General features: G+C 62.5%; 7 protein-coding genes. 6 read left to right on the top strand and 1 reads right to left on the bottom strand.

Features of this window, described 5'->3' with window-relative positions; translation table 11 throughout:
• Positions 1 to 36 precede the first annotated feature (36 nt).
• The 6 genes from F8N49_RS22915 (at position 37) to F8N49_RS22890 (ending at position 6,237) form a co-directional block, all read left to right on the top strand.
• A complete protein-coding gene (locus tag F8N49_RS22915; protein WP_151552714.1) occupies positions 37 to 1,431 on the top strand; it encodes a pitrilysin family protein in 1,395 nt (464 codons plus the stop codon).
• Positions 1,432 to 1,642: 211 nt separating this feature from the next.
• Positions 1,643 to 2,671 (top strand): DUF5924 family protein, encoded by a 1,029-nt coding sequence (locus F8N49_RS22910; RefSeq protein ID WP_024014974.1) that lies wholly within the window; start codon positions 1,643 to 1,645, stop codon positions 2,669 to 2,671.
• Between the two features lie 54 nt (positions 2,672 to 2,725).
• Positions 2,726 to 3,874: an ABC transporter permease gene (locus tag F8N49_RS22905; protein WP_151552712.1), complete on the top strand. Its 1,149-nt coding sequence runs from the start codon at positions 2,726 to 2,728 to the stop codon at positions 3,872 to 3,874.
• Positions 3,871 to 4,674 (top strand): ABC transporter ATP-binding protein, encoded by an 804-nt coding sequence (locus F8N49_RS22900; RefSeq protein ID WP_151552710.1) that lies wholly within the window; start codon positions 3,871 to 3,873, stop codon positions 4,672 to 4,674. The genes F8N49_RS22905 and F8N49_RS22900 overlap by 4 nt, the downstream gene beginning before the upstream one ends.
• 1 nt (position 4,675) lies before the next feature.
• Positions 4,676 to 5,614 carry an MlaD family protein gene (locus F8N49_RS22895; RefSeq protein ID WP_016772359.1) on the top strand — a complete coding sequence of 313 codons (939 nt, stop codon included), beginning with the start codon at positions 4,676 to 4,678 and terminating at the stop codon, positions 5,612 to 5,614.
• Entirely contained in the window at positions 5,611 to 6,237 is a 627-nt protein-coding gene (locus tag F8N49_RS22890) for an ABC-type transport auxiliary lipoprotein family protein (protein WP_151552708.1), read from the top strand. The genes F8N49_RS22895 and F8N49_RS22890 overlap by 4 nt, the downstream gene beginning before the upstream one ends.
• Positions 6,238 to 6,352: 115 nt before the next feature.
• Here F8N49_RS22890 and F8N49_RS22885 read toward each other — a convergent pair whose 3' ends face one another.
• Entirely contained in the window at positions 6,353 to 7,582 is a 1,230-nt protein-coding gene (locus F8N49_RS22885) for a nucleoside recognition domain-containing protein (protein ID WP_073470794.1), read from the bottom strand.
• Positions 7,583 to 7,731: the final 149 nt, after the last annotated feature.

Below are 7,731 nucleotides of genomic sequence, written 5' to 3'. Positions count from 1 at the left end.
ACCCGGATCTCCAAATCAGCCGTATGGAAGCCTGTTATGCGTTGCCTGTTGTTCGCCTGTCTGTTGCTCGGTTCCCTGCCCGCCTTTGCCCTGGATCGGTTTCAGGTCGAAGGCTATGCGCTGCCCAACGGTTTGCAACTGATGCTCAAGCCCGGCACCGAACGCGGGCATGTGGCGATCCGGCTGGTGGTCGGCGTCGGCCTCGATGACTTCGACTGCGACGAAAAAGAGCTGCCGCATTTGCTCGAACACTTGCTGTTCAGCGGCATCGACGCTACCGGTGAAGGCGGTCTGGAAGAGCGCATGCAGGCGCTGGGCGGGGACTGGAACGCGTTCACCAGCAACGCCGACACCACGTTCGTCATCGAGGCCCCGGCGAAAAACCAGCGCAAGGTGCTCGACCTGCTGCTCGCGCTGCTGACCCAGACACGCATCGACGACAACGCAATCAACGCGGCGAAACGGGTGGTCGAGCGTGAAGACGGCGGGCATTACACCAGGCTGCAACGTTTCCTCGACCGTCAGGACCTCGGTCATACCGCGAGCAATCAACTGGCTGTCGAGCTGGGACTGAAATGCCCGCAGCGTGCCGAAGTCGGCCATCTGACCCAAGAGCAATTGGAGAAGGTGCGCAAGGCCTGGTACGCGCCGAACAACATGACCCTGATCGTTGTCGGCGAACTCGACAAACTGCTGCCAGCCTATCTCGAGCGTACCTGGGGTGAGCTGGAGCCGGTCGAGCCTACCGAACACCGCGCGCTGCCGAACATCCGCACCAGCGCCGCCCATGAACGCACCCTTACCCGTGGATTTGTCGGCGACAGCGCCAAGCTGCACTGGCTGGTGCCGGAACCGGTGCTCGACGATCAGTACGACCAGACGTTCGACATTCTCAAGGATTACCTCGACTGGGCGCTGTACCGGCAGATTCGTCTCAACCACGGCTTGTCGTACGGGCCGTGGGCCGAGCGCGAAGTGTTCGGCGGTGTCGGCTTCATGAGCCTCAACGCCGACCTGGATCGCGATGACGTCGACGAAGCCATTCAAGTGCTGGAAGACCTCAAGGCCGACCTGCTGAAAAACGGTCTTGACCCGAGCACCTTTGCCCGCATCAAACAAGCCGCCATTGCTCACCAGGCCTGGGCCGTGCAGGGCAACAGCGCACTGGCGGACTATTACTGGAGCGCGCTGGCCGACTATCAGGATGGCCGCTTTGCCAATCCCGCGCGGGAGCTGCAAGGGGTGACGCTGGAAGCGGCGAACAAGGCCATGCGCGAGCTGCTGTTGCAGCCGGGGTATATCCGGATCGAAAAGCCGCTGATCAGTGATGATCAGGTGTTGTGGCTGGCTGCAGGTGGGGTCGGTCTGGTGCTGCTGATGTTGATCGGCTGGCGTGTGTATCGTCGCCACAAAATTGCTGGAAGCCATTGATCCTGTGGTGAGTGAGCACTTGTGGCGAGGGGATTTATCCCCGATGGGCTGCGCAGCAGCCCCAATAAGGGCTGCTCGGTATATCCAGACAAAATTCGCTCGCAGGATCTACGACGGCGGCGCCGCCGATCGGGGATAAATCCCCTCGCCACAGGGGTCATGCGGCGTTAACCTTTCCGGGATTTTCCCCATATCGTCGTGAACCGCCAAAATGCCAAAACTGACCCTCCTTATCCAGCGCCTTCTCGAGCTGATGAAGCGCTACCCCGGGTTGATCGCGGCGGGTGGTTTCATTTCCGGGGTCGGCAGTTTCATCCTCGTCGATCGCCAACAGGGTCTGGCCAGCTGGATCACGGTGATCATGCTGCTCAGCTGGATCTGGCTGATGCTGGAAAACACCCTGACCGGGCTGTTCACACGGATCTTCAAGCGCGAAATTCCCCAGCCGCTGCTGCGTTACGCGACGCAGATGATCCATCAGGAAAGCCTGTTTTTCGTTTTGCCATTCTTCTTCATAACCACTACGTGGAACAGCGGCCAGTTTGTCTTCACGGGGCTGCTCAGCGTTGCCGCACTGATCTCCATCGTCGATCCGCTGTACTACAAATGGCTGGCGCCACGGCGCTGGGCGTTTCTCGCGCTGCACACCCTGACCCTGTTCGCCGCCCTGCTCACCGCGCTGCCAGTGATCATGCACCTGACCACCGCGCAGAGTTTCAAATGGGCGCTGGGGATTGCCGTGCTGCTGTCGTTCCCTAGCCTGGCGTCGATCTTCCCGATCCGCACGGTGCGCAACGCCCTGGCGATTCTGTTCATCACAGTCGGCATCGGCGGCGTCGGTTGGGCGCTGCGTTCGTGGGTGCCACCGGCAACGCTGTGGATGACCGACGTGGCGATCAGCACGCAGTTGCAGGATCGCACCCCCGGCGCCAGCCTCGATACCGTCAGCGCCGAGCAGATCCGCAGCGGCGGGCTCTACGCCTACACTGCGATCAACGCGCCGCGCGGTCTCGACGAGCGGATTTATCACGTGTGGACCTTCAACGGCAAAGAGGTCGACCGCATCGCCCTCGACATCCATGGCGGGCGCAAGGAAGGCTACCGGGCGTGGACGCACAAGCAGAACTTCCCCGGCAACCCGGCGGGCAAATGGCAGGTGCGGGTGCTGACCGAGGACGGGCAGTTGATCGGCGTGCTGCGTTTCGCAATCACCGACAGCACACCGGCCAAAGAAAAGTAATCCGGTTCGTGCTATTACGTAGGATCTCGTAACGGCCGTACAAGCACGGAGCTTATGACCAGCAGCCCAACCCCCGGCAGTGCCCACCTGGACACCGCGTTCAGCCCTGCCCGTCTGCGGGTCAGCGGCGACTGGACGCTCGCCCACTACACCGCGCTCAAGCATCTGAGCGAAAAGCTCCGCGGCCAGTACGACGCCAACACTTCCATCGATCTGAACGGCCTCGGTGCCCTCGACACCGCCGGCGCCTCGTTGCTGGTTGAACTGCTCGGTTCCGAACGCTTGGGCAAATCCGCCGAACACCCCGATTGCACCCTTTCAACTGCCGACCGCGCCTTGCTGCAAACCGTGTACTGCTCGCTGAGCGATTTTTGCGTACCGATCAAGGAGCCGGAAATCAGCGTCAGCGTGCAACTGCTGACGCGCATTGGCCGCGCGGTGGACAAGGTCTGGACCGACACGCTGCAACTGCTCGGCTTCGTCGGCCTGATTCTCGAAGTCATCGCCCGTGGCCTGTTGCGGCCCAAGCGCTGGCGCATCACACCGATGATCGCGCACATCGAGCAGACCGGTCTCGATGCCGCGCCGATCGTGGCCCTGCTGACGTTTCTGGTGGGCGCGGTGGTGGCGTTTCTCGGCGCCACAGTGCTGGCCAGTTTCGGCGCGACGATTTTCACCGTGGACCTGGTCGGCTTCTCGTTCCTGCGCGAATTCGGCGTGCTGCTCACGGCGATCCTGATGGCCGGGCGCACCGCCAGTGCTTTTACCGCACAGATCGGCTCGATGAAGGCCAACGAAGAAATCGACGCGATCCGTACTCTCGGCCTCGACCCGATCGAATTGCTGGTGGTGCCGCGCGTGCTGGCGCTGCTGGTGGCGCTGCCGATGCTGACGTTTCTGGCGATGCTCTCGGGGATCGTCGGTGGCGGTGTGGTCTGCGCAGTGTCGCTGGACATCTCGCCGGCGATGTTCCTCTCGCTGCTGCAATCGGACATCGGCATTCAGCATTTTCTGGTCGGGCTGGTGAAGGCGCCGATCTTCGCCTTCCTGATCGCGGCGATCGGTTGCCTGGAAGGTTTCAAGGTCAGCGGCAGCGCCGAATCGGTCGGCGCGCACACCACCTCCAGCGTGGTGCAGTCGATTTTCGTGGTGATCGTGCTCGATGCGGTGGCCGCGCTGTTTTTCATGGAGATGGGCTGGTGAGTCGTCTACCCCGCGCGCCCTCGGAGGCGGTGATCGAAGTCCGTGGCCTGTGCAATCGCTTCGGTCCGCAAAGCGTGCACGAGAACCTTGATCTGGACGTGTACAAGGGCGAGATCCTCGCCGTGGTCGGCGGCTCCGGTACCGGTAAATCGGTGCTGCTGCGCAGCATCGTCGGGCTGAATCGGCCGAGCGAGGGCATGGTCAAGGTCTTCGGCCAGAACCTGCCGAATCTGCCCGAGCATGAGCGCTCATTGATCGAAAGGCGCTTTGGAGTGTTGTTTCAGAAAGGCGCGCTGTTTTCCTCGCTGACCGTGACCGAGAATGTCGCCCTGCCCCTTATCGAACACGCCGGCCTCAGCCGTCACGACGCCGAGCATCTGGCGGCGGTGAAACTGGCACTGGCCGGGCTGCCGCTGTCGGCGTCGGACAAATACCCGGCGTCGCTGTCCGGCGGCATGATCAAGCGTGCGGCGCTGGCGCGCGCCCTGGCGCTGGATCCGGACATTCTGTTTCTCGACGAACCCACCGCCGGCCTTGATCCGATTGGCGCGGCGCAGTTCGATCAATTGATCCTGACCCTGCGTGATGCGTTGGGTCTGAGTGTGTTTCTGGTCACCCACGACCTCGACACGTTGTACACCATCACCGATCGCGTGGCGGTGCTGGCGCAGAAGAAAGTGCTGGTCGCCGGCCCTATCGACGACGTCTCGGAAACCGCCGACGCGTGGATTCACGAATACTTCCACGGCCCGCGCGGCCGCTCGGCGCTGGACGCCGCCAAACAGCTCAACGAGGTCTGATATGGAAACCCGAGCCCATCATGTGTTGATCGGCCTGTTCACGGTGATCGTCGTGGCCGGCGCCCTGCTCTTCGGCCTGTTTCTGGCAAAGTCCAGCGTCGACACCGAGTTCAAGGATTACGAAGTGGTATTCAACGAGGCGGTCAGCGGTCTGTCCAAGGGCAGCTCGGTGCAGTACAGCGGGATCAAGGTCGGTGACGTGGTCAGCCTGCGCCTCGACCCGCAGGACCCGCGCCGGGTGCTGGCGCGGATTCGTCTGGCGGGCGACACGCCGGTCAAGGAAGACACCCAGGCCAAGCTGGCACTGACCGGCATTACTGGCACGTCGATCATCCAGCTCAGCGGCGGCACACCCGAGAGCCCGAAACTGCGCGGGCATGACGGCAAGCTGCCAACTCTGGTCGCCTCGCCCTCGCCTATCTCTCGTCTGCTCAACGACAGCAGCGATTTGATGACCGGCATCAGCGCCCTGCTGCAAAACGCCAACCACATGTTCTCCGCGGAAAACGTCGAGCGTGTGAGCAAGACCCTTGCCCATCTGGAACAGACCACCGGCACCATCAACGACCAGCGCGGCGACATCAAACAAGCCATGCAGCAACTGGCGACCGTCGGCAAGCAGGCCGGCAGCATGCTTGAGCAGACCTCACTGTTGATGCGCAACGCCAACGGCCTGCTTAACGATCAGGGCAAGCAGGCCTTGGGCAGTGCCGAACAGGCGATGAAGTCACTGGAGCAAAGCAGCGTGACCATCAATGGCTTGCTCAGCAAAAACCAGAATTCGCTGGATAACGGCATGCAGGGCCTCAACGGCCTGGCCCCGGCGATTCGCGAACTGCGCGAGACGCTGACCTCGCTGCGCGCCATTTCCCAACGCCTCGAGGCCAACCCCAGCGGCTACCTGCTGGGCAGCGACAAGAACAAGGAATTCACCCCATGAAGCTGACTCGAATCGCCCTGCTCGGCGCTGGCCTGATCCTGATCGGCGCGTGCTCGATCTTGCCCAAGTCGGAACCTTCGGATGTCTACCGCCTGCCCGCTGCACCGGCGCCCGCCTCGGCCAGCCCGGCGACGGTTCAGCCGTGGTCGCTGCGCTTGAATAAATTGCAGGCCAGCGAAACGCTGAACCGGCCGAGCATTGCCGTGATTCCGCAGGGCGATGTGATCAGCTCCTACAAGGGCTCGCGCTGGAGCGATCCGGCGCCGGTACTGCTGCGCAATCGCCTGCTCGATGGATTCCAGCGTGACGGCAGAGTGACGTTGCTGAGCACCGACGACAGCAACTTCCAGGCGGATCTGGAACTGGGCGGCAGTTTGCAGGCGTTTCAGACCGAATATCAGGGCACCCAGGCCGGCGTTGTGGTGCGGGTCGATGCGTTGCTGGTGCGCGGCTATGATCAGCGCATCCTCGCCAGCCGCCGTTTTGAAGAGCGCCAGCCGTTGAGCGATGTGCAGGTGCCAGCGGTGGTCGCCGGGTTTGGTCAGGCCAGTGATCGCCTCACGGCCAAGGTTGTGGCCTGGGCCGTGGAGCAAGGCCAGAAACTGGCCCCCCAAAGGCCTTAAGCCCAACACAATCCCTGTGGGAGCGGGCTTGCCCGCGATGGCGGTGTGTCAGCTACCAGATATTTCGGATGTGCTTCCCTCATCGCTGGCAAGCCAGCTCCCACAGGGTTCTTTATCAACCAAAGAACCAGTAGCAGACCCCGATAGCGCCCACCACTCCGGCAAACTCAGCCAGCAACGCACACCCCACCGCGTGCCGTGCGCGTTGAATCCCCACCGCGCCGAAGTACACCGCCAGCACATAGAACGTGGTTTCGGTACTGCCCTGCACCGTCGCCGCGACCAGCGCCGGGAAGCTGTCGACGCCGGAAGTCTGCATGGTCTCGATGAGCATCGCCCGCGCGGCGCTGCCGGAGAACGGTTTGACCATCGCCGTCGGCAGCGCATCGACGAAGCGCGTGTCCCAACCGGCCCACTCGACCAGATGGCGAATACCGTCCAGGCCGAAATCCAGCGCACCAGAGGCGCGCAGTACGCCAACCGCACATAGCATCGCGACCAGATACGGCAGCAGGTTCTTCGCCACATCGAAGCCCTCTTTCGCGCCTTCGACGAACGCCTCGTACACCTTGACCTTGCGCAGCGCGCCGATCAGCAGAAACAGCATGATCAAGCCGAACAACGTTAGATTGCCGAGGATCGACGACAATCCTGCCAGCGCCGTTGCAGATAGTGTGCCGAGCAGGGCCATGAAGCCGCCGAGAATCAGCGCGCCGGGCAGCAGATAGGCGAGGACCACCGGGTCCAAGATGCGCAGGCGTTGCATGAAAGCTACGGAGAGAAAACCGACGATAGTCGAGCAACTGGTCGCCAGCAGAATCGGCAGGAACACCAGCGTCGGATCCGGCGCGCCTTGCTGGGCGCGGTACATGAAGATGGTCACGGGCAGCAGGGTCAACGACGAGGCATTGAGCACCAGGAACAGGATCTGCGCGTTGCTGGCGATGGTGGCACTGGGGTTCAGTTCCTGCAGCGCTTTCATGGCTTTCAGGCCAATCGGCGTGGCGGCATTGTCCAGGCCCAGACCGTTGGCGGCGAAGTTCAGCGTGATCAGGCCGAGGGCAGGGTGGCCGGCCGGGACTTCCGGCATCAGCCGCAGAAACAGCGGGCCGAGCACCTTGGCCAGCCACTCGACGATTCCGGCTTTCTCGGCGATGCGCAGAAAGCCCAGCCACAGGGTGAGGGTGCCGAACAGCAGCACCATGACTTCGACCGACAGCTTGGCCATGGCGAAAATGCTTTCCACCATCGCCGCGAAGATCCCGGCGTTGCCGCCGATCAGCCACTGCGCCAGCGCCGACACGGCTGCCACGATGAAGAAGCCAAGCCACAGGCCATTAAGCATCAGTCAAATCCCCCGAAGAATGCGGCGAATGATAGCGGGGTCACCAGAAACGACAAACCCCGGATTGCTCCGGGGTTCGTATGGATCTGCCGCCCCCCGATTTACTGGGTGGCCTCAATCTACTGTAGGAGCTGCCGAAGGCTGCGATC

It is taken from the genome of Pseudomonas sp. GXM4 (assembly GCF_008923895.1).
GTDB lineage: Bacteria > Pseudomonadota > Gammaproteobacteria > Pseudomonadales > Pseudomonadaceae > Aquipseudomonas > Aquipseudomonas atacamensis.
Note: the sequence above shows the minus strand (reverse complement) of the source record. Positions and strands in the feature narration are given on the sequence as shown.